We start from the raw sequence: 20,943 nt of genomic DNA on the forward strand, positions 1-20,943 counted from the left end.
GATCGCTCGCCATTACCCGAATTCGCGCCGGACTGCAAACGTCCGCAGGCCAGCGCGGCGCCTTGGTTCTAGAAGCGGACCAGGGCCGAGCCCCAGGTGAACCCGCCGCCAAAGGTGCTCAGCAGCACCATGTCACCGTCCTTGACGAAGCCTTCCTCGCGCGCCTCGGAGAGGGCGATGATCACCGACGCGGCGGAGGTGTTGCCGTATTTCTGAACATTGGTGAAGACTTTCTCGGCGGGCATTTCCATGCGGCTGCCCACTGCGTCGATGATGCGCATGTTGGCCTGGTGCGGGATGAACACGTCGATCTGGTCATTGTTCAGGCCGTGCTTGGCCATCATGGTCTGGCAGATGCCGCTCATGGCGCGCACCGCGTACTTGTATACTTCGCGGCCGTTCATCTCCACGAAGAAGCTGCGGCCCACGGTTTCGCCGGGCTTCACGGGCGAGCCGGAGCCGCCGCCCTTGACGGTCAGGAGGTCGTTGGCCGAGCCGTCGGTGGCCAGCAGCACATCGAGCACGCGGCCGCTGCCGGTCGGAAAGTCGGCGCCCGCGCCGGTGATGACCGCCGCGCCCGCGCCATCGCCGAAGAGCACGCAGATGCTGCGGTCGGAGTAGTCCACCCGGGAGGAGACCACGTCGGCGGCGGTGACCAGGATCTTGGCCTCGGGGTGCAGGCACACGAAGGCCCGCGCCGTCTCAATGGCGAAGAGGAAGCCGGAGCAGGCGGCGGAAATGTCCATGCACGTGCGGCCCTTGATGCCCAGGCGGTCGGCCAGCATGCACGCGGCGGAGGGGATGTAGGCGTCCGGGGTGAAGGTGGCCACCAGGATGTGGGTCAGTTCCTCGGCCGCGATGCCCGCATTGGCCAGCGCCTTGAGGGCGGCCTGGTGCGAGAGGCTGACGGTGGTCTCCCCGGCAGAGGCGATGCGCCGTTCCTTGATGCCCGTGCGGGTGGTGATCCACTCGTCGTTGGTGTCGCACATGCGCTCAAGGTCGGCGTTGGTGAGACGCTTCTCCGGCACACAGTGTCCCAGTCCGCGGATGATGCAGGATGTTGTCATGGGGCTCGCTCGGTGTGGTGTTTGCCGGTGCTTACCGGCGGTTATCCTCGGTCCGGCCTTTGGGGCGCCGGGCCGGGGCGCATCAGGCCTTGTGCCTGCTGAACTGCGCGAGTTCCGTGTGGGCGGTAAGCTCCGCCGCCAGATGCTCGTGGGACTTGCGCTCCACATAGGTCGCGGCCATGCGGATGGCGTTGGTCACGGCCTTGAGGTTGCTTGAACCGTGGCAGACGATGAGGATGCTCTTGAGCCCCAGAAGCGGCGCTCCGCCATACTCGGCGTAGTCCATCATCTGTGCGAAATTCTTGAGCGAACGCATGGAAAGGGCGGCCCCCATGCGCGAGAGCATGTGGCGCTTGAGCTCGCGCTTCAGGACCCGGCCGAAGGACCTGGCCAGCCCTTCGGAGAGCTTCAGGCAGATGTTGCCCACGAAGCCGTCGCACACGGCCACGTCCAGGTCGCCGGTGAAGATGTCGCGGCCCTCGACGTTGCCCACGAAGTTGAGCGAGGTGCGCTTGAGGAGGTCGTACGCCTCCTTGACCATGACGTTGCCCTTGCCCTCTTCCTCGCCGATGGAAAGCAGGCCCACGCGGGGCTTTTCCACGCCGAGCACGTCGCGGGCGAGCACGTCGGCCATGATGCCGAACTGGGCCAGGTGGAAGGGCTTGGAGTCCACGTTGGCGCCCACGTCGATGAGCACGACGGGCTCCTTTTCCGTGGGCATGATGGTGGCGAGCGCCGGGCGCTCCACACCCTTGATGCGGCCAAGCACGAAGATGCCGCAGGCCACGGAGGCCCCGGAATTTCCGGCGCTGACCACGCCGTCGGCCTTGCCTTCCTTCACCAGCTGGCAAGCCACCTGGATGGAGGAGTCCTTCTTGCGGCGCAGGGCGTCGGAAGGCTTCTCCTTCATCTCCACCACCTGGGAGGCGTGGACGATGTCGATGGGCAGGCTGGCTGGGGCTTCCAGGCGCGAAAGTTCGCCACGCAGGACATCCGCATCGCCGACAAGGGTGATGCGGATGCCTTCGCGGGCGGCCTGAACGGCTGCAGCAACGTTGATGCGGGGGCCTATGTCCCCCCCCATGGCATCAACGGCGATGCGGGGCGGGGTCTCAGGCATTCGCGGTGCTGACGGCCTGGCGGTCCTTGTAGTTGCCGCAGGCGGAGCAGGCGCGGTGCGAGAGCACGGGCTCGCCGCACTTGCACAGAACAACGTTGGGCGTGGCGCAGTGGTCGTGGGCGCGACGCATGTTCTTGCGGGACTTGGAGGTCTTTTTCTTCGGTAAGGCCATGAGGCACTCCTTATTTATGCTTGCCGAGCGGGGGAGGGACTCCTCCGGCGCGCGGGCTATTGTATCTTCAAATTGCGCAGGACCGCAAGCCTTGGATCGCCCGTGTCCTGGACGCAGCCGCAGGTTTCCTGGTTGCGGTTCACACCGCACTTGGGGCACAGGCCCTTGCAGTCCTCGGCACACAGGGGGCTCTCCGGCAGGGCCAGCATGAACTGCTCCCAGAGATAGCCGCTCGCGTCGAGATCGAGCACGCCCTTGGCGCGCCGGATGCGACACTCGTCCAGGGGGTCGTCGTCCTTGGAGCGGGGCTCCTCGAAACTGTCGAACTCGCCGGACAGCGGAATCTCGAATTCCTCGGCGCAGCGGCCGCAGGCGGCCATGACCGACCCGGAAAAGCTCCCGGACACGAGAAAGCCGTCATCCTGCGGGGTGATGAACATGCTGGCCTCGAAATCCTTGCCGGGTTTGACCGGAAGGCCGAGCTCGCGCATCGGGCCGGTCCACAGGGACTGGTCCGTGAAATGAAATTCCCGGCCCTCGGCCGGGATGTCCTTCAGCGCTATCCAGAGTTCAAACATATCGCCTCGCAGGCCGCATCTCTATCCGCATGGGTTTTTGTTTGTCAAGAAAAAAGCACTTGCGTTTTTCCGTGGTCGGGGCTACAAGTCCTCTTCCCTGATGCCGGGGAGCCCGGTTTCAGGCCTGCGCGGCTTTTTCGCGCACTGACAGAGCCAGTTAGTTTCAGGAGGATTCCAATATGTCCCAGACCTGCGATATCTGCGGTAAGCACCCCAGCTCCGGCAACAACGTGAGCCACGCCAACAACCGCACCAGAAGGCGTTTCCTGCCGAACCTGCAGCGCGTCCGCGCCCTGCTGCCCTCCGGTGAAGTCCGCGCCCTGCGCGCCTGCACCCGCTGCATCCGCAGCGGCGCCGTGGTCAAGCCTCCCGTTCGCGTCATCCCTGCCGCTTAGGCCCAACGCCTCAGCTTGCCGAGCCAGGCCGACGGCCTGCGAAAGAGCCCCGGAGAGATCCGGGGTTCTTTTTTCGCGTCCGCCACCCTGCCCTCCCCGCCCTTCCTGTCGGTCATCAGGAATTCTGAACGCCTCCTTCCGAAGTCGCCATTGGACCTTGGCCCGCGTCTCTGGCATATGCAAGACGTGGACGCAGGGCGCTGCATGGGCGGCGCCTATTAGATAAGGAGGGGGACATGTCGAGCCAAGAATATTTCGCCCAGGTGGCCGGAGACTGGGACCGGCTGCGCGCAGGATTCTTTCCTGAGGCCGTGCGCGTGCGCGCGCTTGAACTCGCCGGAATCGGGGCCGAGGCGGCGCACGGCCGCCAGCCGGTCGTACGCACCGCCGCCGATCTGGGCGCGGGCACCGGCTTTCTCACCGAGGCCCTGCTCGGCGCCGGTTTGTCCGTGGTCGCCATCGACCAGTCGCCGCAGATGCTCGCCGAGCTGCGCGCGAAGTTTTCCGCCAGTGGGCGCGTCACCCTTCTGGAAGGCAAGGCCGAGGCCCTGCCCCTGCCGGACGCCTCGGTGGACTATGTTTTCTCCAACATGTTCCTGCACCACGTGGACGACCCGGCCAGGGCCATCGCCGAGATGGCGAGGGTGGTGCGGCCCGGCGGGCGCGTGGTCATCACCGACCTGGACAGCCACACCTTCGACTTCCTGCTCACCGAGCACCACGACCGCTGGCCCGGCTTCGCCCGCGCCGACGTGGAGGCCTGGCTGCGCGCCGCCGGTCTGGCCGAGGCCAAGGTGGACTGCCTGGGCGAGAACTGCTGCGCCAGCTCCTGCGCCGACCCCTGCGGGGAAAATTCCCAGGCGCAGGTCTCCATCTTCGTCGCCCACGCCCGCAGGCCTCTGGTCCGGGCGTCCGGCCTGGCCGATCCTTCCGCCGTGGGCGCGCGGGCGCGGTCCTTCTTCGCGGATGCCGCGCCGCTGCTGTGCGCCGAGTCCGTGCTTCTGGCCGTGAGCGAGGCCCTGGGCGTGTCCTCGCCGTTGATTCCACGCCTGGCCACGGGCTTTTGCAGCGGGCTTGCGCGCACCTCCGGGCCGTGCGGGGCGCTTTCCGGCGGGGTCATGGCCCTTGGGCTGGCCCTGGGGCGCGGCTCGGGCCGCGAATCCCTGGACCCGGCCTACGCGGCTGTGCAGGAATATCTGGAGTATTTCCGCGCCACCTTCCCGGCGGAGGACTGCCTGGGCCTCACGGGCTGTGATCTCGGCACGCCCGAGGGCCAGCGCTGCTTCCGCGACACCGAGGCCAAGCAGCGGGTCTGCCTGCCTGTGGTGGAGGCCGCGGCGGCGCAGGTGGCGCGCATGCTGGCGGAGCATCCGGCCCTGGCGGAGACGCACCGGAGCAGCTGACATGGAAGGCCGCGCCATATTCCTCGACGCCACGCCAGACGGGAGCGGCTGGGGCGCAAGCCTGCGCTTCGGCGCGCCCATCGCCGTGCGCCGGGCAGAGACCCTGGACGGGGTGCTCGGCGTGGTGGACTGGGCCGAGGAACAGTCACGCGCGGGATGCTGGGTGGTGCTGGCCCTGGCCTACGAGGCAGCCCCGGCCTTTGACGCGGCCCTCTCGGTCCACCCGCCGGAGCCCGGCTCGCCCCTGGTCTGGGCCGCCAGCCACGAGGGCCCGTGGCCGCTGGAGGCAGGGCGGAAGGCCGAGCCCGGCGCGTACACCCCCGGTCCGTGGCGCGCGCTGATCGAGCCCCGGTCCTATGCCGAGAGCTTCGCCCGGCTCAAGCGCGAGATCGCGGACGGCGAGACCTACCAGGCCAACTACACCATGCCCTTTGAGTGCGGCTTCGCCGGCCTGGAAGGGGATGCCGACGCAAGGGGCGACGCTGGCGGGGACGGCGACCGCGCCTGGTTCGCCGAGCTCGCGCGGGCCCAGGCCGGTGGCTTCTGCGCCTGGCTGGACATGGGCAGGCACCGGGTGCTGTCGCTCTCGCCGGAGCTGTTTTTCCGCGTCACCCCCGGCGCTCGCGGGCGCGAGGCCTTGACCCGGCCCATGAAGGGCACCGCCCCGCGCGGGGCGACGAAGGCGGAGGACGCGGCCCTGCGCAAGGCCCTGGCCGAGAGCCCCAAAAACCGCGCCGAGAACGTCATGATCGTGGACCTGCTGCGCAGCGACCTGGGCCGCGTGGCCAAGCCCGGCAGCGTGCGCACGCCCCGGCTGTTCCACGTGGAGGAGTACCCCACGCTGTTCCAGATGACCTCGGACGTGCGGGCCACCCTGAAGGAGGGCGTCGGCCTGGCCGAGCTGCTTGCCGCGCTGTTCCCCTGCGGGTCCGTCACCGGCGCGCCCAAGGTGCGCACCATGCAGCTCCTGCGCGAGCTGGAGCCCTACCCGCGCGGGTTCTACTGCGGGGCCATAGGCCTGCTGGAGCCGGGCAGCCCGTCTTCCGAAGGGCGCATGGCCTTCAGCGTGCCCATCCGCACCCTGGTGCTCAACCGCGCCACCGGCCTGGCCCGCTTCGGGGTCGGGGGCGGCGTGACGCATGATTCCGAGGCCGCCTCGGAGTACGCCGAGTGCCTGACCAAGATGCGCTTTCTGATTCCGCCGGAGAGCGATTTCGAGCTGCTGGAATCCCTGCTTCTGGTGCGCGGCCGCTACCCGCTGCTGGAATCACATCTGGCGCGGCTGAAGCGCTCGGCGGCGCATTTCGGCTTCGCCCTGGACGAGGCGGCGGCGCGCGAGACCCTGATGGCCCTGGCCCGCTCCCATCCGCCGCAGAACTCCCTGTCCGGCCGCTACAAGGCCCGGCTCACCTGCGCCCGCGATGGCCTGCTCATGGCCGAGGCCGCCCCCATAGCGGGCGGCCGAGCGCCCCGGTTGCGCCTGGGCTTCGCCCGCGAGGCCGTGGACTCCGGCGACGAGCTGCTGCGCCACAAGACGACGCGCCGGGAACTTTACGACCGCGCGCTCAAGTCCGCCTGCTCCGGCCCAGGCGGGCCGGGCTGCGACGACGCGCTCCTGGTCAACGAGCGCGGCGAGGTCACGGAGTCCACGCGGGCGAACCTGGTGCTGAAGCTTCAGGAAGGGTTGGTGACGCCGCCGGTGTCCAGCGGGCTGCTGCCGGGGGTGTTCCGCGAGCGCCTGCTCGCGCGCGGGGTGGTGCGGGAGCGGGTCGTCACCCCCGCCGACGTGCTGCGGGCGGAGCGCATCTGGCTGGTGAACTCGGTGCGCGGGTGGATGGAGTGCGAGGTGGCGGGGTAGGTCGACGTGGAGGTGAACTATGCTTTACGTTAAGCGATGCTGTGACGGTTTATGAGGAATGATCTCTAATGATTTGCAGGAGCAGTCCAAATGCTGCTAACCAGATGCCACAGTATTTAGTAATACGACTTGATATTAGAGTATAAACTTCAGGGTTGTGAGCTTTGCTCGAATTACTGTCATTGAAGAGATTGGAGTCAGTTAGGAAGAATAGGATAGTCCCGAAAAATCCGAGCACTGAACCATATTCTTTTAACGTCAACGTTGGCATTTTGTTTATTGAATAAAGAATGTCGAATGGAAGGCGTACAGTTAATGCAAAAATAGCCAGCAAAATGCATATAAATATTTTTTCTGAGAGGGATGTTTTGTCTATGTTATAAACATCTGCTTTTGAATATACATTGAAAAGGATAGTAAGATTAATCCAGCACCCCATAAAAATGACCAAAACAAAAAGCGCTAAGTATCCGATGATCTGAAAAATACCCATAAATTGTTCCCATTCTTGACTGCAATTCACACGTATCAGCCCAGCCGCACGCAGTCGCGCCCGGCGTCCTTGGCCGCGTACATGGCCGCATCGGCCCTGCCCACCAGCGTCTCCGCGGATTCCTTGGGCTGAAGCTCGGCCACGCCCAGGCTCATCGTCACCTGGCCCGTGGTCCGCTCAGCCAGGTCGAGGTTGTCGGCGATGGCCTTGCGCAGCTTTTCGGCCAGCAGCAGGGCCGCGGTGGCGTCGCAGTCCTGCACGATCATCAGGAATTCCTCGCCGCCCCAGCGGCACACCGTGTCCGACTCGCGCAGGTGCTCGCGCAGGTTCGCGGCCACGCGCCTCAAGACCTCGTCGCCCACCAGATGTCCGTAGGTGTCGTTGATGGACTTGAAATGGTCCACGTCGGCCAGCAGCACTGACAGCGGAGTGCCTGCGCGCCGGGCGCGGGTAATGGCCTGGTGCAGCAGCACGTCCAGCGACTGGCGGTTCAGCAGGCCGGTGAGCTTGTCCGTGGTGGCCAGCTCCTCCATGCGCACCTGGTAGCGGCTCAGGACCAGCCCGGTGATGCCCACCACCAGCAGGGTCACGAAGGCGCACACGGCCAGGTTCACGTACAGGGTGTGGCGGATGCCCGCCAGGGCCTCGCCCTCGGTCTTCTCCACGAACAAAAACCACTTGAGTTCCGGGATGAAGCGCACGTTGAGCAGGTGCGTGTCGCCGTTGCGGACATACTGGTAGCTGCCAGCGCCCTGGGCCAGGATCAGGCGGGCCTGGTCGCGCAGGCCGGGTACCTCGTCGATGTTTCCCGCTTCCATGCCCTCGCCGTTGCCGTAGAGCACGATGCGCCCCGTTGTGTCCACGAAGCTGATGGTGCGGCCGAAGCGCTGCTGGTAGGCCCTGAGCGCGCTGCGCACGGAGTCCATGGCCAGCCCCACTCCGGCGACGCCCAGGAAGTTTCCCCGGTAGTCCAGCACCCGGTAGTTGATGAAGATGGTCAACAGGTTGCGGTTGGCCAGGTCAGGGTCGACGTTGATCTCGTAGGGCTCCATGAGCCTGCGCACGCGGAAGTACCAGGCGTCCAGCGGCTCGTCCTCGTGCACGGTCTTGAGCACCCCCGAGGGGTGGTAGTAGTTGCGCGTGGCCTCGGACACGAAGAAGCTGGTGAAGGCCCCGTAGCGGGCCATGATCTCCCGCAGGTAGCGGACCATCTCCGAGGGGTCGCGCTCGCCGCGCAGGGTCCAGTCGCGCAGGAAGGTGTCGCTGGCCATCATGGAGGAGATGAACACCGGCCGCACCAGGTCCTTCAGTATCTCGGAGTAGATGTTGTCCGAGGTCAGCGGCAGTTCCTGGGTCAGGATGGATTCGCGGATGGAGCTGCGCGAGACATGGTAGCTGATGAGGGTGGTGCTGAAGAAGCCCACGCACAAGAGCAGGCTCAACCCCAGCAGCAGAACCCGCTTTCTGGGGATTGAGGCGTTCCGTGCTGAAGGCTTGGGACTCGGCATCCTGGTTTCCATCCTGGGCGCTACTCCACAGTGACGCTTTTGGCCAGGTTGCGCGGCTGGTCCACGTCCTTGCCCAGGTAGTCGGCCATCTCGTAGGCGAAGAGCTGCAGGGCAGGCAGGGTCAGGAAGGCCGACAGCGGCCCGGTGGCGCGGGGCAATATCCAGGGGTGCTCCACCTTCAGGTCCACGCCCTCGTTGGTGAGCGCCACGATTTCGCCCGCGCGCGCCTGCACCTCCACCAGGTTGCTCTTGACCTTGGGGAAGAACTCGTCGTCCAGCGCGATGGCGAAGGTGGGGAAGCGCGGGTCGATGAGCGCGATGGGGCCGTGCTTCATCTCGCCCGCGGCGTAGCCCTCGGCGTGGATATAGCTGATTTCCTTGAGCTTGAGCGCGCCCTCCAGGGCCAGCGGGAACGACGGCCCGCGCCCCAGGTAGAGGAAGCTGGTCGTCTCGGCGAAGTGCTTGGCCAGGCGCAGGGCCTCTTCGCGCAGGGAGGGCAGGGCGTCCTCGAGGATTTTCGGCAAGGTCAAAAGCTCGCGCACCATCTCGGCGCAGGCGGCCTCGGTCATGGCGCCATTGCGTCGGCCCCAGTACAGGGTCAAGAGCAGCAGGGCGGCCAGCTGGCTGCACATGGCCTTGGTGGAGGCCACGCTGATCTCCGGCCCGGCCTGGCTGTAAACCACGTAGTCGGACTCGCGCGAGATGCTCGACCCCACCACGTTGCACAGGCCGATGACCGGCAGGCCGCGGCTCTTGGCCAGCTTGATGCCGGCCATGGTGTCCATGGTCTCGCCGCTTTGGCTGATGGCCAGCACCACGCCGCCCGCGGGCAGGATGGGGTCGCGGTAGCGGAACTCCGAGGCGATTTCGGCCTGGACCGGTATCTTGGCGTACTTTTCCAGCAGGTAGAGGCCCCACAGCCCGGCGTGGTAGCTGGTGCCGCAGGCCACGATGTGCAGGCGCTCGGGCACGGGAAGCTGGTCCAGCTCCGGCAGGCGCACCTGGCCGGTGGCGGCGTCGATGCGGCCCAGCAGGCAGTCGCGGATGACCTTGGGCTGCTCGAAGATTTCTTTCAGCATGAAGTGCTTGTTGCCGCCCTTCTCGGCGGCCTGCACGTCCCAGTTGATGCGGTGGACTTCCTTCTTGAGCGGCTCCAGGGTGTCGGTGCGGAAGACCTCCCAGCTCGAAGCCGTGAGGCGCACCAGCTCGCCGTCCTCCAGGAAGACCACGTCGCGGGTGTAGGGCAGGAAGGCCGGTATGTCCGAGCCCAGGAAGTTCTCGCCGGTGCCCACGCCCATGACCAGCGGGCTGGCCACGCGGGTGGCCCACAGGGTGCCGGGGTGGTCCGCGCTCATGAGCACAATGGCGTAGGCGCCCTCGGCCCGGCCAAGCGCCTGGGACAAGGCTCTCATGACGTCGCCGCCGGTACCCTTCAGGCATTCGGCGATGAGGTTCACGAGCACCTCGGAGTCGGTGTCGGAGCGGAACTCGTAGCCCTTGGCCAGCAGTTCGGTCTTGATGGCTTCGTAGTTCTCGATGATGCCGTTGTGGATGATGGCCAGGCGGCCTTCGTGGTCGCGGTGGGGGTGGGCGTTGCGCTCCACGGGCACGCCGTGGGTGGCCCAGCGGGTGTGGCCCATGCCGGTGGTGGCGGAAAACACGTTCATGGTGGCGAGTTTCTGCGCCAGGTTCGAGAGCTTGCCCTCGGCCCGCAGCACCGAGAGCGTGCCCGCCTGGATGAAGCTGACCCCGGCGGAGTCGTAGCCGCGATATTCAAGACGGCCCAGGCCCTCCATCACGAGGGGGACAGCCGGGCGATGCCCGCAGTAGCCGATGATGCCGCACATGATTTGCTCCGTCGTATTGTTTAGGCCGAGGCCTTGGCCCAGAAGGCGGGCCAGTCATTCAAGAGGGCGCGCAGGGCCTGGCCCCGGTGCGAGCGCGCGTTCTTTTCGGCGGGGGCGAGCTCGGCAGCGCTTTTGCCCAGCTCCAGGTCCAGAAACAGGGGGTCGTAGCCGAAGCCGCCCGACCCGCGCGGGCGCTCCAGCACTCGGCCTTCCCAGCGGCCTTCGGCCAGCGCCTCGGCGCCGTTCGGCGCATGCGCCGCCACCACGCTGTGGAAGCGGCAGCCGCGCCCGCTCTCGGGCACGTCCTTCAGGGCGTCGAGCAGCTTGGCGTTGTTGGTGGCGTCGGTGGCGTTTTCGCCGGAATAGCGGGCGGAGTACACGCCGGGCGCGCCGGAAAGGGCGTCCACGGCCAGGCCGGAGTCGTCGGCCAGGGCCACAAGCCCGGTGGCCTGGGCCACGGTGCGGGCCTTGAGCCGCGCGTTCTCGGCGAAGGTGGTGCCGGTTTCCTCGATTTCGCCGATGTGGGCGAAGGCGTCCAGGCCGACGACGTGCAGGCCGTATCCGGCCAGCAGGGCCTCGAGTTCGGCGACCTTGCCCTTGTTTCTGGTGGCCAGGACTACGGTGTTGGCGGGGGGTGTGTGCTTCTCTGGCATGCCGGGAGTTTACCCGGTTGCCTCCGGTTTCGCAACCGCCAGATGCGGGGGCAGGAGCAGGGTCACGCGGGTGCCCTCTCCTGGGATGCTCGTCAGGTCGACCGTGCCGCCCATGTCGTCGAGGAACTTCTTGATCATGGCCAGGCCCAGGCCGGAGCCCTTGCCCTTGGTGCTGAAGAAGGGGCTGAAGACCTTGTCGCGCAGCTCCGGGGGGATGCCCACGCCGGTGTCCTCCACCTCCAGGAACACGTGGGACGGCGCCAGGCCGGTGCGCACGATGAGAAGCCCGCCCGACGGCATGGCCTCCACCGCGTTCTTGACCAGGTTGATGAGGCCCTGCTTGATGAGCTCCGGGTCGGCCTTGACCAGGGGGATGTCCTCGGTCAGGGCCAGGATGGGCTCGATGCCCTGGTTCTCGCAGGCCATGCCCATGAGCTCCATGGTGCCGCGCACGATGTCGTTCACGTCGGCCAGGCCCGGCGCGGACTCCGTTGGGCGGGCGAAATTCAGGATGCTTTTCAGGATGCCGTCCAACCGGCGCGACTCGGCCACGATGATGCCGAGCTTCTCCTTGCTCTTCTCGTCCGGGGCGTCGCGCAGGAGCTGGTTGGCGAAGCCGCTGATGGCGAAGAGCGGGTTTCTGATCTCGTGCGCGATGTAGGTGGACATCTCGCCGATGGAGGCCAGCCGCTCGGACTGCTGCAGGCGCAGCTCCATCTGGGTGCGGCTGGTGATGTCGCGGCGGATGCACAACAGGCTCGCAAGGTTGCCGCCGTCATCCATGATGGGGTAGATGTATTCGCGCACGTAGTGCATGCGGCCGTCGTCATCCACCTGGGCCAGGGTGGCCTCGGCCGTCTGGCGGGTGGCGATGGCCTCCTCAAGGGGCGACGGGGCGCTGGGCTCTCCGCCGCCGTTGCCGGTGACGGTCTCGGACGGGCTGAACAGCTCGCGCAGGTGCCGCCCGGCGATGCCGGCCTTGGAAAGGCCCGAGCGCTCCAGCACGGCCTTGTTGCAGTCCAGCACCAGGCCTGCCTGGTCGGTGAGGACGATCTCCTCCTTGAGCTGGTCGATGACGTTCTTCAGCAGGGTCTGGGTGTGCAGCAGGTCGATCTTGCAGGCCACCCACATCTGGTCGGAGGAGAGCAGGCGCAGGAAGAAGCTGGCCGCCGCGCGCTCCACCAGGGCCACGGCGTCCGGCAGGCCCAAGCGCAGCTCGTGGATCAGCTCGGCGCGGCCCGTGGTCTCGATGACCATGTTCAGCTCGGGGTGGGCCTTCAGCATCTCTTCCCAGCTCGCAAAGACGGGAAGGCCCAGGGTGGCGGAGAGCCGCTCGCCCGCGGGGGCCTGGTCGTGCAGGGCCAGGGCCATCAGGCCGAGATTGCCGAGGATGCGCTCGTTGCCCAGGTTGGCGAAAAGCTCCCAGAAAGGCACCAGCGACGACTTGTCGCCGATGATGCCTATGCGGTATGGCTTCTCAGCCCGCAACGATTCGACCATGATGCTGTTGCTCCTTGCGCCGTGAGGGCGGCCTCGCAGCAAAGACGTAGGGCTATCCTACAGGAGTTTTTGCAAAGCGCAACACCTCGTTACTTCAATTTTTGTAATACACCGTAATCCCGCAGAAGCGCAAAGGAAACCAGATGTCCAAAGTCCGCGTGCACACCATCAGCCTGGGCTGCCCGAAAAACCGCGTGGACACCGAGCGCCTGCTCGGGGTGCTGGGCCGCAACTTCACCCCGGCCGAGGACGTCGCCGGTTCTGACCTCGTGCTCATCAACACCTGCGGGTTCATCCGTCCGGCGGTGGAGGAGTCCATCGAGACCATCCTGGCCGCCATCCGCGACGCCGCCGAGGCCGACCCGCGCCCCACCGTGGCCGTCGCCGGGTGCCTGGTCTCGCGCTATGGCCAGGCCGACCTCGCAGCCGACCTGCCCGAGGTGGACCTCTGGCTCTCCACCCGCGAGCTGGCCAGCTGGCCCGGCCTGGTGGGCGCCGCCCTGGGCAGGAAGAACCTCGAGGCGCTGGGGCCGCGCCGCCTGAGCACCGGCCCCGCCTACGCCTATCTCAAGGTCAGCGAGGGCTGCTCCCACAAGTGCGCCTTCTGCACCATTCCGAGCATCCGCGGCAAGCATGTGAGCCGCCCCCTGGACGAGCTGGAGCGCGAGGCGCGGCTTTTGGTGGAGCAGGGCGGCGTGCGCGAGCTGGTCATCGTGGGACAGGACGTGACCTCCTACGGCCACGACCTGGGCCTGAAGGACGGCCTGAAGCACCTGCTGGACCGGCTCATGCCCATCAAGGGGCTCAAGTGGCTGCGGCTCATGTACCTGTACCCGGCGGGCCTCACCGACGGGCTGCTCAAGCACATGGCGGGCCTGGGCCAGCCCCTTTTGCCCTATTTCGACATCCCCCTGCAGCACGCCCACCCGGACATCCTGTCCGCCATGGGCCGCCCCTTCGCCAAGGACCCCTCCCTGGTCATCGAGCGCGTGCGCAAGCACTTCCCCGAGGCCGCCCTGCGCACCAGCCTCATCGTGGGCTACCCCGGCGAGACCGACGCGCACTTCAAGGCCCTGAAAGCCTTTGTGCAGCGCACGCGGTTCGCGCACCTGGGCGTGTTTCCCTATCACCAGGAAGAGGGCACCCCGGCGGCGGCGCTTCCGGGCCAGGTGGCCCAGGGCGTCAAGACCCGGCGCAAGAACGCCCTCATGAAGCTGCAGGAGTCCATCAGCCGCGAGCGCCTGTCCGCCCTGGTGGGTTCCCGCCTGGAGGTGCTGGTGGAGGAGCCGAGCCCGGAGTGGCCGGGCCTGCACGTGGGTCGCGCGTGGTTCCAGGCCCCGGAGGTGGACGGCGTGACATACGTGAGCGGCCCCAAGGTCAAGCCCGGCAAGATGGTCCTGGCCGACATCGAGCAGGCCCAGAGCTACGACCTGGTGGCGCTGGCGTAAGGCGGGAGACGTTCCGCTGACCGCACCCGGCAAAATTTTCCAGATAATTTCTAGACTGTCCGCCGCGTGCGCAAGAATTGCCGGGTGGCCTGCCGCGCCGCCGCCAGGGGGAGCAGCCTGTGCCCCCCGCGATGTGAGGAAAGGGCTGGATCGGGGGGAACCTGATCCAGCCCTTTCGGCGTGTGCGGGCCTATTTCGTCGGGCAGGTGCTGATGCCGAGCAGGGTGTAGAGCATGCAGTGGCCCATGAGGCCCGTGGCCAGCGGCGCGATGCCGATGAGTCCCCACCACCACAGCCCGTCCTCGGTTTTCAGGACGAAGACGAGGGAGAGCAGGACGACCCCGGCGACAATGCGCAAGATCTTGTCGATTCCACCAACGTTCGGCTTCATGCCCACCTCCAGCGGTTACAGGGTTGGGGCGACTTCCCGCCATGCGACACAGCCTCTTGAAAATTGGGCAACCCCGCGCGCATTGCCGACGCCCGGCCAAGGCTTCCGCCTTCGTCGCCGCGGCCCAGGCCCCGCGGGGTTTCCAACGGGCCTCAGGTCCTTTGGCCGCCGGGGGCCTCTTCTCCCCCGGCAGGGTGCTCGTGCCGGTACTGGTCCAGGTAGTACATCACCGGCACCACCATGCGCGAGAACAGCGTGGCGGCGATCTCTCCGGCCAAAAGCGAAATGGCCAGGCCCTGGAAGATGGGGTCGAACAGGATGACGAAGGCCCCGGCCACCACGGCCAGCGCGGTGAGCACCATGGGCCGGAAGCGCACGGCCCCGGCCTCGATGACCGAGTCCTCCAGGCTGAACCCCTCGCCGCGCTTCAGGTTGATGAAGTCCACCAGGATGATGGAGTTGCGCACCACGATGCCCGCCCCGGCGATGAAGCCGATCATGCTGGTGGCGGTGAAGAACGAGCCGGAGAGGGCGTGCGCCGGGATGATGCCGATGAGCGAGAGCGGGATGGGCGACATGATGGCGATGGGCGTGGTGTAGGAGCCGAACCAGCCCACCACCAGGATGTAGATGAGGATCATGACCACGCCGAAGGCCAGGCCCATGTCGCGGAAGACCTCGTAGGTGATCTGCCACTCGCCGTCCCACTTCATGCTGAAGTCGGCGCTGGAAAAGGGCATGCCGGTGCGCAGGCGCGGCAGCTCGCGCCTGTCGGAGGCCGAGGTCTGCCACGCGCCCTGGCCCTTGGCGGCCAGCTCGTCCAGGGCCGTGTCCATGCGCGCCATGCCGTACACCGGGCTTTCCTCGCGTCCGGCCATGTCGCCGGTGACGTAGACCACGGGCAGCATGTTCTTGTGGTAGATGTTCCCGGGCGTGACGGCCTGCTCCAGCGTGGCTAGCTGCCCCAGCGAGACGACCGCCGCGCCCCCGCCGGAGAGCGAGCCGCGCACCGGGATGGCCGCCAGCTCCGCCACCGAGGCCCGGCGCGAAACCGGCAGGCGCACCACGATGGGCACGTCCTCGCGGGAATTCACGTCGTGCAGCAGCCCGGCCCGCTCCCCGCCGATGGAGGCGGCGATGACGCGCCGCGCGCGCTCCGGGTCCACCCCGTTCTTGAGGGCCTTGTCCGTCTGCACGTTGATGCGCGTCTCGGTCCTGGGGTCGTTCACCAGCCAGTCCACGTCCACCACGCTCTTGGTGGAGGCGAAGACCTGCTTCACCTGCCGGGCCACGGCCTCGCGCCCGGCCTGGGTGGGGCCGTAGATCTCGGCCACCAGGGTCTGGAGCACCGGCGGTCCGGGCGGCACCTCCACCACCTTGATGCGCGCGCCCAGCTTCTCGGCGATGGGCAGCATGGCCTGGCGGGTGCGCCCGGCGATCTGGTGGCTGGAGGCGCTGCGCTTGCCGCGGTCCGTCAGGTTGACCTGGATTTCGGCCACGCCTGGTCCCTGGCGCAGATAGTAGTGGCGCACCAGGCCGTTGAAGGAGAAGGGCGCGGCGGTGCCTGCGTAAATCTGGGCGTCGGTGACCTCGGGCTGGTCGAGGATGACGCGTGAGAGCTGCTCGGCGGCGCTGGCCGTGGCTTCCAGCGGCGTGCCGTCGGGCATGTCGATGACCACCTCGAACTCGCTCTTGTTGTCGAAGGGCAGCATCTTCACCAGCACGGCCTTGAGCGGGAACAACGCGATGGAGGCCACGAGCAGCCCGCCCACGGAGAGCAGGAAGCGCCTGCGGTAGCCCGGCTCGGTGATGAGCCGGCGCATGATTTTGCGGTAGAGTTGGGTGAAGCGGTCGTCGTGCTTCTCGTGCTCGTGGGCCTCGGCGGGCTTGAGCAGCCGAAGCGAGGTCCAGGGGGTGATGACGAAGGCCACGGCCATGGACAGCAGCATGGCCACGCTTGCGCCCACGGGCATGGGCCGCATGTACGGCCCCATGAGTCCGCCCACGAAGCCCATGGGCATGATGGCCGCGATGACCGTGAAGGTGGCCAGCACCAGGGGGGCGCGCACCTCGTTCACGGCCTCGATGATGATGCGCGCGAACGGCCTGCCCTGGGAGCCGGGCAGCCGCGTGTGGCGCACGATGTTCTCCACGTCCACGATGGGGTCGTCCACCAGGATGCCGATGCAGAAGATGAGCGCGAAGAGCGTCACGCGGTTCAGGGTGTAGCCCAGGAACCAGTAGGTGGCCAGCGTCACCGCCAGCGTCACCGGCACGGCCACCATGATGACCCAGCTGGCGCGCAGGCCCAGGAACAGCGCCACGATGGCCCCCACCGAGATGGCCGCCAGGAGCAGGTGCTGGAGCAGCTCGTCGCTCTTGTGCTTGGCTGTCTGGCCGTAGTCGCGCACCACGGTGGTGTGCAGGCTGGCCGGGATGACGCGGCCGCGCAGGGTTTCGATCTTTTTCAGGGCGTCGTCGCAGAGCTGCGTGGCGTTGACCCCGGCGCGCTTGGCCACGCTCAAGGTCACCGAGGGCAACAGCCGCCCCGGCGACTCCTTGATGCCCTTGGCCGCGGCCTTGGCCCCGGGCGCGAAGAACACGTAGTCCGTGGGCTCCAGGAAGCCGTCGCGCACTTTTGCCACGTCGCCCAGGTACACGGGCCTGCCCTGGCGCATGGACACCACCACGCGGCCCACGTCGTCCGGGGTCTTGAGGAAGCTGTCCAGCCGCACGCCGAAGCTCTCGCCGCCGCTGGTGAAGGCCCCGCTCTGGGCGGCCTGGTTCTGGGCGCGCAGGGCGTCGGCCACGTCCAGGGCGTCGAGCCCCAGCGCCCGCAGGCGGTCCGGGTCGGCGTCCACCGTGACGCTGCGGGTGCGACCGCCGGTGAGGGTGACCTCGCTGACGCCGGGCAGGGTGCGCACGGCCTCGGCGGCCTCGGCGGCCACCTGGCGCAGGGCGCGGCCGTCGAAGCCGTCGCCGTGGAAGCTCACGGCCAGCACCGGCACGTCGTCGATGCTGCGCGGCTTCAGGATGGGCTGGGAGCAGCCGGGCGGGATCCAGTCCAGGTGCTGGTAGAGCTTGGCGTAGGTCTTGACCACGCTCTTCTCGGTGTCCTGGCCCACGTAGAAGCGCACGATGGTCAGCGCCTTGCCGTCCATGGCCGTGGAGTAGACGTACTCCACGCCGGGGATTTCCCAGAGCAGCTTCTCCATGGGGCCGACGACGCGGGTCTCGATCTCCTTGGGCGTGGCGCCGGGCATCTCCACCATGACGTCGATCATGGGCACGATGATCTGCGGCTCCTCCTCGCTCGGGGTGCGCAGCACGGCGAACACGCCCAGGAGCAGCGAGCCCAGGATGATGAGCGGCACGAGCTTGGAGCTCACGAAGCTTGCGGTGATGCGGGAGATCAGGCCCTCGTCCGGGCTTTCGCCGGGTGCGTTCATGGCCCGGTCCTAGCGCTTGGCCGCGAGGCGGTCGCCTTCGCGCAGGGTTGCCGGGCCGCCCACGACCACGGTTTCGCCTTCCACAAGGCCGGAGAGCACCTCCACCATGGTGCCGGAGACGTCCGCGGCGTTCGCCTGGCTGCCGCTTTCCGGCAGCGCCTCGGTCTGGGCCTGCACGATGTAGCTCTGGCCGTCCAGCTCGGCCTTGAGGTAGGCTCCGCCGAGCTTCACCAGCCGCAGGCGCAGCACGCCCTTCTCGTCCACCACCAGCGCCGTGGTCAGCTCGCCCTGCTGGCGGATGACGCCCGCCGGGACAAGCAGCTTCTTGGCGCGGGCCACGGGCACGCAGACCTTGCCGAACATGCCCGCCCGGGGCCGGATGTTCCGGCCGGAGTCCTGCGTCGCGTCGGCCTGGGTGGCGTTGTCTTGAGGAGTGTCCGCCGGGGCGGGCGCGGGGGCCTTGTAGTCGGCGCGGAGCTTGAAGGTGCGGGTGGCCGGGTCCACGCGGCCCACGACGGTGGTCAGCCGTGTGACGAAGGGCGCGTGCGAGAGCGAGGGCACCAGCCCCAGCACCTGCATGCCCACGCTGACCATCGGCAGCATGCTCTCGTCGGCCTGGGCCTCGATCTCGTAGCCGCCCTGGGCGTCGCCGCCGGGGGCCATCTCGTCCACGGAGGCCAGGGGCGCGCCCGCGTTCACAAAGGCCCCCTGGTCCACGAAGCGGCGCGAAAGCACGCCCCTGAAGGGAGCGGTGATGAGGCTGTAGCCCAGCAGGCTCTTGGCCTCGGCCCCCATGTGCCCGGCGGAGGCCGCGCTGGCGGCCAGGGCCTGTTCCTGCTTCTTCAGGGCCTGATGCTCCGTGCGCGCGCGGTCCAGCTCGTCCTGGCTGATGGCCTGCTGGGCGAAGAGCTTCTGCATGCGCTCCAGGTTGACCTTGGCCAGGGCCGAGCGCGCGGTGAGCGCCTGGCGCTCCAGCCCGGCCTGCTGGGCCGTGGACTGCACGGCCTGCACCCGCTGCTTGAGCTCGGTGTCGTCGATGCGCAGGATGGGCTGGCCCTTCTCGACCACGGCGCCCTCGGCGGCCATGACCTCGACCACGGTGCCGGAGATTTTGCTGGAGAGCACCACGCTGTTCTGGGAGCGCACCTCGCCGGGCAGGCTGCGGCACTCGCGGGCGTCGAACAGGGCCACGCGCGCGGTGGGCGCGCTGACGGTCTGGGGCTCTGGGGCTTTGTCACCGCCGCCGCAGGCCGAGGCCAGAAGCGCGGCGGCCAGGAGAAGGGCCGGGACGAAAATCTTCTTACGCTGGGGCATGGGCCCTCCTCGCTGCATGTTCGACGGCAGGCGCCAGGGCTGGGGAAGCTTACGTATTTCTACTCAGCAGGGGGGGGGGCGTCAAGGATGGGGCGGAAAATGACGTGATTGGTCGGAAATGGCGGGCGCCGGGAAGCTGCCGGGAAACGGCCCGGACCGCCACCCGTTGTTCGGATGCGCGGCCCGGGCCGGGAGGATTCAGGCTAGATCATGAACCAGGTGGCGATGAGCCCGGTGATGGTCATGGTCACCGTGTAGGGCAGGGCCAGCACCACCATGCGCCCGTAGGAGAGCCGGATCACCGGCGCCAGCGAGGAGGTCAGCAGGAACAGGAAGGCCGCCTGGCCGTTGGGCGTGGCCACGCTGGGGATGTTGGTGCCGGTGTTGATGGCCACGGCAAGGAGCTCGAACTGCTCGCGGGTCATGCCGGTGAGCCCGGCGTCGAAGACCTTCTTGGTCTCCGAGATGTACACCGTGGCCACGAACACGTTGTCGCTGATCATGGAGAGCAGCCCGTTGGCCAGGTAGTAGGCCGCAAGCTGGGTGCGGCCGCTCAAGGCCAGCACCATGTCGATGATGGGCTTGAACAGGTGCTGCTCGTGGATCACGGCCACCACGCCGAAGAACACCACCAGCAGCGCGGTGAAGGGCAGGGCCTCCTTGAAGGCGTTGCCGATGCGGTGCTCGTCGGTGACGCCGTTGAGCGAGGTCAGCAGGATGATGACCGACAGGCCGATGAGGCCGACCTCGGCCAGGTGGAAGGCCAGGGCCACAACCAGCCAGATGCCCGCCGCGGCCTGAACCAGGAGGCTCATGCGGCCGCGGTCGTCGAGCTTGGCGTCGCGCTTGGCGGCCTCGTCGACCAGCACCTTGCGCACGTTGATGGGCATCTCCAAGCCGTAGCCGAAGAGCTTGAAGCGCTCCACCATCACGCAGGTGCAGAGCCCAACGGCCAGCACCGGCAGCGACACCGGCGCCACGTGCCGGAAGAACTGCACGAAGTTCCAGCCCATCTCGCTGCCTATCAGCAGGTTCTGGGGCTCGCCCACCAGGGTGCACACTCCGCCGAGCGCCGTGCCCACCGCGCCGTGCATCATGATGTTGCGCAGGAAGCCGCGGAAGTTCTTCAGGTCGTCGCGCGCGGACTGGTTGAAGGCCTCCTCTTCGAGCAGGCAGCGCTTCTCGCCCGCGCCGGAGACGTGGCGGTGGTACAGGTCGTAGAAGCCGTAGGCCACGGTGATGATGACCGCCACCACGGTGAGGGCGTCGAGGAAGGCCGAGAGCACGGCCCCGGCCACGCAGAACATGAGCGAGATGAGGGTCTTGGAGCGCATGCGCACCAGGATCTTGGTGAACACGTAGCGCAGCATGTCCTGCATGAAGTAGATGCCCGCCACCATGAACATGAGCAGCAGGATCACCGGGAAGTTGTGCAGGGTCTCGTTGTAGACGGTCTGCGGGCTGGCCATGCCCAGGGCGACGGCCTCAATGGTCAGCAGGCCTCCCGCGGGCAGGGGGTAGCATTTTAGTGCCATGGCCAGGGTGAAGATGAACTCGAGGATGAGCGCCCAGCCGGCGATGAACGGCCCGGCGGTGTGGAGCAGAATCGGGTTCAGGACCAGAAAGCCCAGGATGGCGAGTTTGTACCAGCGTGGCGCGTTGCCGAGCAGGTTCGACTGGAAGGCCTGGGCCAAGTTGCGCTGCATTGTTGTTCTCCGGGGGGGTTGGGTGTTGATATGCCCTGGCG

At 67.4% G+C, this 20,943-nt stretch carries 16 protein-coding genes; 4 read left to right on the top strand and 12 right to left on the bottom strand.

Going from position 1 to position 20,943, the window contains the following annotated elements:
- Positions 1-68: 68 nt before the first annotated feature.
- The 4 genes from RDU24_RS05990 to RDU24_RS06005 all read right to left on the bottom strand — a co-directional run bounded on the left by RDU24_RS05990 (position 69) and on the right by RDU24_RS06005 (position 2,937).
- Positions 69-1,067: a beta-ketoacyl-ACP synthase III gene (locus RDU24_RS05990; RefSeq protein ID WP_308734836.1), complete on the bottom strand. Its 999-nt coding sequence runs from the start codon at positions 1,065-1,067 to the stop codon at positions 69-71.
- A gap of 82 nt (positions 1,068-1,149) precedes the next feature.
- Entirely contained in the window at positions 1,150-2,187 is a 1,038-nt protein-coding gene (plsX, locus tag RDU24_RS05995) for a phosphate acyltransferase PlsX (protein WP_308734837.1), read from the bottom strand.
- Positions 2,180-2,359 carry a 50S ribosomal protein L32 gene (gene rpmF, locus RDU24_RS06000; RefSeq protein WP_308734838.1) on the bottom strand — a complete coding sequence of 60 codons (180 nt, stop codon included), beginning with the start codon at positions 2,357-2,359 and terminating at the stop codon, positions 2,180-2,182. The genes plsX and rpmF overlap by 8 nt, the downstream gene beginning before the upstream one ends.
- A gap of 56 nt (positions 2,360-2,415) precedes the next feature.
- Complete coding sequence (locus RDU24_RS06005; protein WP_308734839.1) at positions 2,416-2,937, bottom strand: YceD family protein; 522 nt, start codon at positions 2,935-2,937, stop codon at positions 2,416-2,418.
- Positions 2,938-3,116: 179 nt separating this feature from the next.
- On the opposite strand from RDU24_RS06005, the gene rpmB reads away from it, so the two are divergent.
- The 3 genes from rpmB (at position 3,117) to RDU24_RS06020 (ending at position 6,593) form a co-directional block, all read left to right on the top strand.
- Positions 3,117-3,332, top strand: a complete 216-nt coding sequence (gene rpmB, locus RDU24_RS06010) for a 50S ribosomal protein L28 (RefSeq protein ID WP_308734840.1) — start codon at positions 3,117-3,119, stop codon at positions 3,330-3,332.
- 236 nt (positions 3,333-3,568) lie between these two features.
- Positions 3,569-4,735: a C-GCAxxG-C-C family (seleno)protein gene (locus RDU24_RS06015; RefSeq protein ID WP_308734841.1), complete on the top strand. Its 1,167-nt coding sequence runs from the start codon at positions 3,569-3,571 to the stop codon at positions 4,733-4,735.
- A 1-nt stretch (position 4,736) separates the two neighbouring features.
- Positions 4,737-6,593 (top strand): chorismate-binding protein, encoded by a 1,857-nt coding sequence (locus tag RDU24_RS06020; protein ID WP_308734842.1) that lies wholly within the window; start codon positions 4,737-4,739, stop codon positions 6,591-6,593.
- 528 nt (positions 6,594-7,121) lie between these two features.
- Here RDU24_RS06020 and RDU24_RS06025 read toward each other — a convergent pair.
- Genes RDU24_RS06025 through RDU24_RS06040 form a run of 4 tightly spaced genes read right to left on the bottom strand, consistent with a single transcriptional unit; the run spans position 7,122 to position 12,594 of the window.
- Positions 7,122-8,594, bottom strand: a complete 1,473-nt coding sequence (locus RDU24_RS06025) for a sensor domain-containing diguanylate cyclase (protein ID WP_308734843.1) — start codon at positions 8,592-8,594, stop codon at positions 7,122-7,124.
- Positions 8,595-8,614: 20 nt separating this feature from the next.
- Complete coding sequence (glmS, locus tag RDU24_RS06030; RefSeq protein ID WP_308734844.1) at positions 8,615-10,441, bottom strand: glutamine--fructose-6-phosphate transaminase (isomerizing); 1,827 nt, start codon at positions 10,439-10,441, stop codon at positions 8,615-8,617.
- A 20-nt stretch (positions 10,442-10,461) separates the two neighbouring features.
- A complete protein-coding gene (locus RDU24_RS06035) occupies positions 10,462-11,094 on the bottom strand; it encodes an XTP/dITP diphosphatase (RefSeq protein WP_308734845.1) in 633 nt (210 codons plus the stop codon).
- A 9-nt stretch (positions 11,095-11,103) separates the two neighbouring features.
- A complete protein-coding gene (locus RDU24_RS06040) occupies positions 11,104-12,594 on the bottom strand; it encodes a two-component system sensor histidine kinase NtrB (protein ID WP_308734846.1) in 1,491 nt (496 codons plus the stop codon).
- A 143-nt stretch (positions 12,595-12,737) separates the two neighbouring features.
- Here RDU24_RS06040 and rimO point away from each other — a divergent pair, with 143 nt between their 5' ends.
- Entirely contained in the window at positions 12,738-14,042 is a 1,305-nt protein-coding gene (gene rimO, locus RDU24_RS06045) for a 30S ribosomal protein S12 methylthiotransferase RimO (protein ID WP_308734847.1), read from the top strand.
- A 190-nt stretch (positions 14,043-14,232) separates the two neighbouring features.
- Here rimO and RDU24_RS06050 read toward each other — a convergent pair whose 3' ends face one another.
- The 4 genes from RDU24_RS06050 to nhaB form a co-directional block, all read right to left on the bottom strand.
- The gene (locus tag RDU24_RS06050) at positions 14,233-14,433 is read right to left on the bottom strand and encodes a YgaP family membrane protein (protein WP_308734848.1); all 201 of its coding nucleotides are present in this window, start codon (positions 14,431-14,433) and stop codon (positions 14,233-14,235) included.
- Between the two features lie 152 nt (positions 14,434-14,585).
- On the bottom strand, positions 14,586-17,882 hold the full coding sequence (locus RDU24_RS06055) for an efflux RND transporter permease subunit (RefSeq protein ID WP_308734849.1): 3,297 nt from the start codon (positions 17,880-17,882) through the stop codon (positions 14,586-14,588).
- Positions 17,883-17,891: 9 nt separating this feature from the next.
- Positions 17,892-19,196, bottom strand: coding sequence for an efflux RND transporter periplasmic adaptor subunit (locus tag RDU24_RS06060; RefSeq protein ID WP_308734850.1), 1,305 nt, complete (start codon positions 19,194-19,196; stop codon positions 17,892-17,894).
- Positions 19,197-19,399: 203 nt separating this feature from the next.
- Complete coding sequence (nhaB, locus tag RDU24_RS06065) at positions 19,400-20,902, bottom strand: sodium/proton antiporter NhaB (RefSeq protein ID WP_308734851.1); 1,503 nt, start codon at positions 20,900-20,902, stop codon at positions 19,400-19,402.
- Positions 20,903-20,943: the final 41 nt, after the last annotated feature.

Source organism: Humidesulfovibrio sp. (assembly GCF_031082295.1).
Taxonomy (GTDB): Bacteria; Desulfobacterota; Desulfovibrionia; order Desulfovibrionales; family Desulfovibrionaceae; genus Humidesulfovibrio.

Bases quoted from the DNA above. Each gene is read 5' to 3' on its own strand.
- RDU24_RS06040 (WP_308734846.1), bottom strand. From the start codon at position 12,594: ATGGTCGAATCGTTGCGGGCTGAGAAGCCATACCGCATAGGCATCATC.
- RDU24_RS06055 (WP_308734849.1), bottom strand. From the start codon at position 17,882: ATGAACGCACCCGGCGAAAGCCCGGACGAGGGCCTGATCTCCCGCATC.
- rpmF (WP_308734838.1), bottom strand. From the start codon at position 2,359: ATGGCCTTACCGAAGAAAAAGACCTCCAAGTCCCGCAAGAACATGCGT.
- RDU24_RS06025 (WP_308734843.1), bottom strand. From the start codon at position 8,594: ATGCCGAGTCCCAAGCCTTCAGCACGGAACGCCTCAATCCCCAGAAAG.
- rimO (WP_308734847.1), top strand. From the start codon at position 12,738: ATGTCCAAAGTCCGCGTGCACACCATCAGCCTGGGCTGCCCGAAAAAC.
- RDU24_RS06015 (WP_308734841.1), top strand. From the start codon at position 3,569: ATGTCGAGCCAAGAATATTTCGCCCAGGTGGCCGGAGACTGGGACCGG.
- nhaB (WP_308734851.1), bottom strand. From the start codon at position 20,902: ATGCAGCGCAACTTGGCCCAGGCCTTCCAGTCGAACCTGCTCGGCAAC.
- plsX (WP_308734837.1), bottom strand. From the start codon at position 2,187: ATGCCTGAGACCCCGCCCCGCATCGCCGTTGATGCCATGGGGGGGGAC.
- RDU24_RS06020 (WP_308734842.1), top strand. From the start codon at position 4,737: ATGGAAGGCCGCGCCATATTCCTCGACGCCACGCCAGACGGGAGCGGC.
- rpmB (WP_308734840.1), top strand. From the start codon at position 3,117: ATGTCCCAGACCTGCGATATCTGCGGTAAGCACCCCAGCTCCGGCAAC.
- RDU24_RS06050 (WP_308734848.1), bottom strand. From the start codon at position 14,433: ATGAAGCCGAACGTTGGTGGAATCGACAAGATCTTGCGCATTGTCGCC.
- RDU24_RS06005 (WP_308734839.1), bottom strand. From the start codon at position 2,937: ATGTTTGAACTCTGGATAGCGCTGAAGGACATCCCGGCCGAGGGCCGG.
- RDU24_RS06035 (WP_308734845.1), bottom strand. From the start codon at position 11,094: ATGCCAGAGAAGCACACACCCCCCGCCAACACCGTAGTCCTGGCCACC.
- RDU24_RS06060 (WP_308734850.1), bottom strand. From the start codon at position 19,196: ATGCCCCAGCGTAAGAAGATTTTCGTCCCGGCCCTTCTCCTGGCCGCC.
- glmS (WP_308734844.1), bottom strand. From the start codon at position 10,441: ATGTGCGGCATCATCGGCTACTGCGGGCATCGCCCGGCTGTCCCCCTC.
- RDU24_RS05990 (WP_308734836.1), bottom strand. From the start codon at position 1,067: ATGACAACATCCTGCATCATCCGCGGACTGGGACACTGTGTGCCGGAG.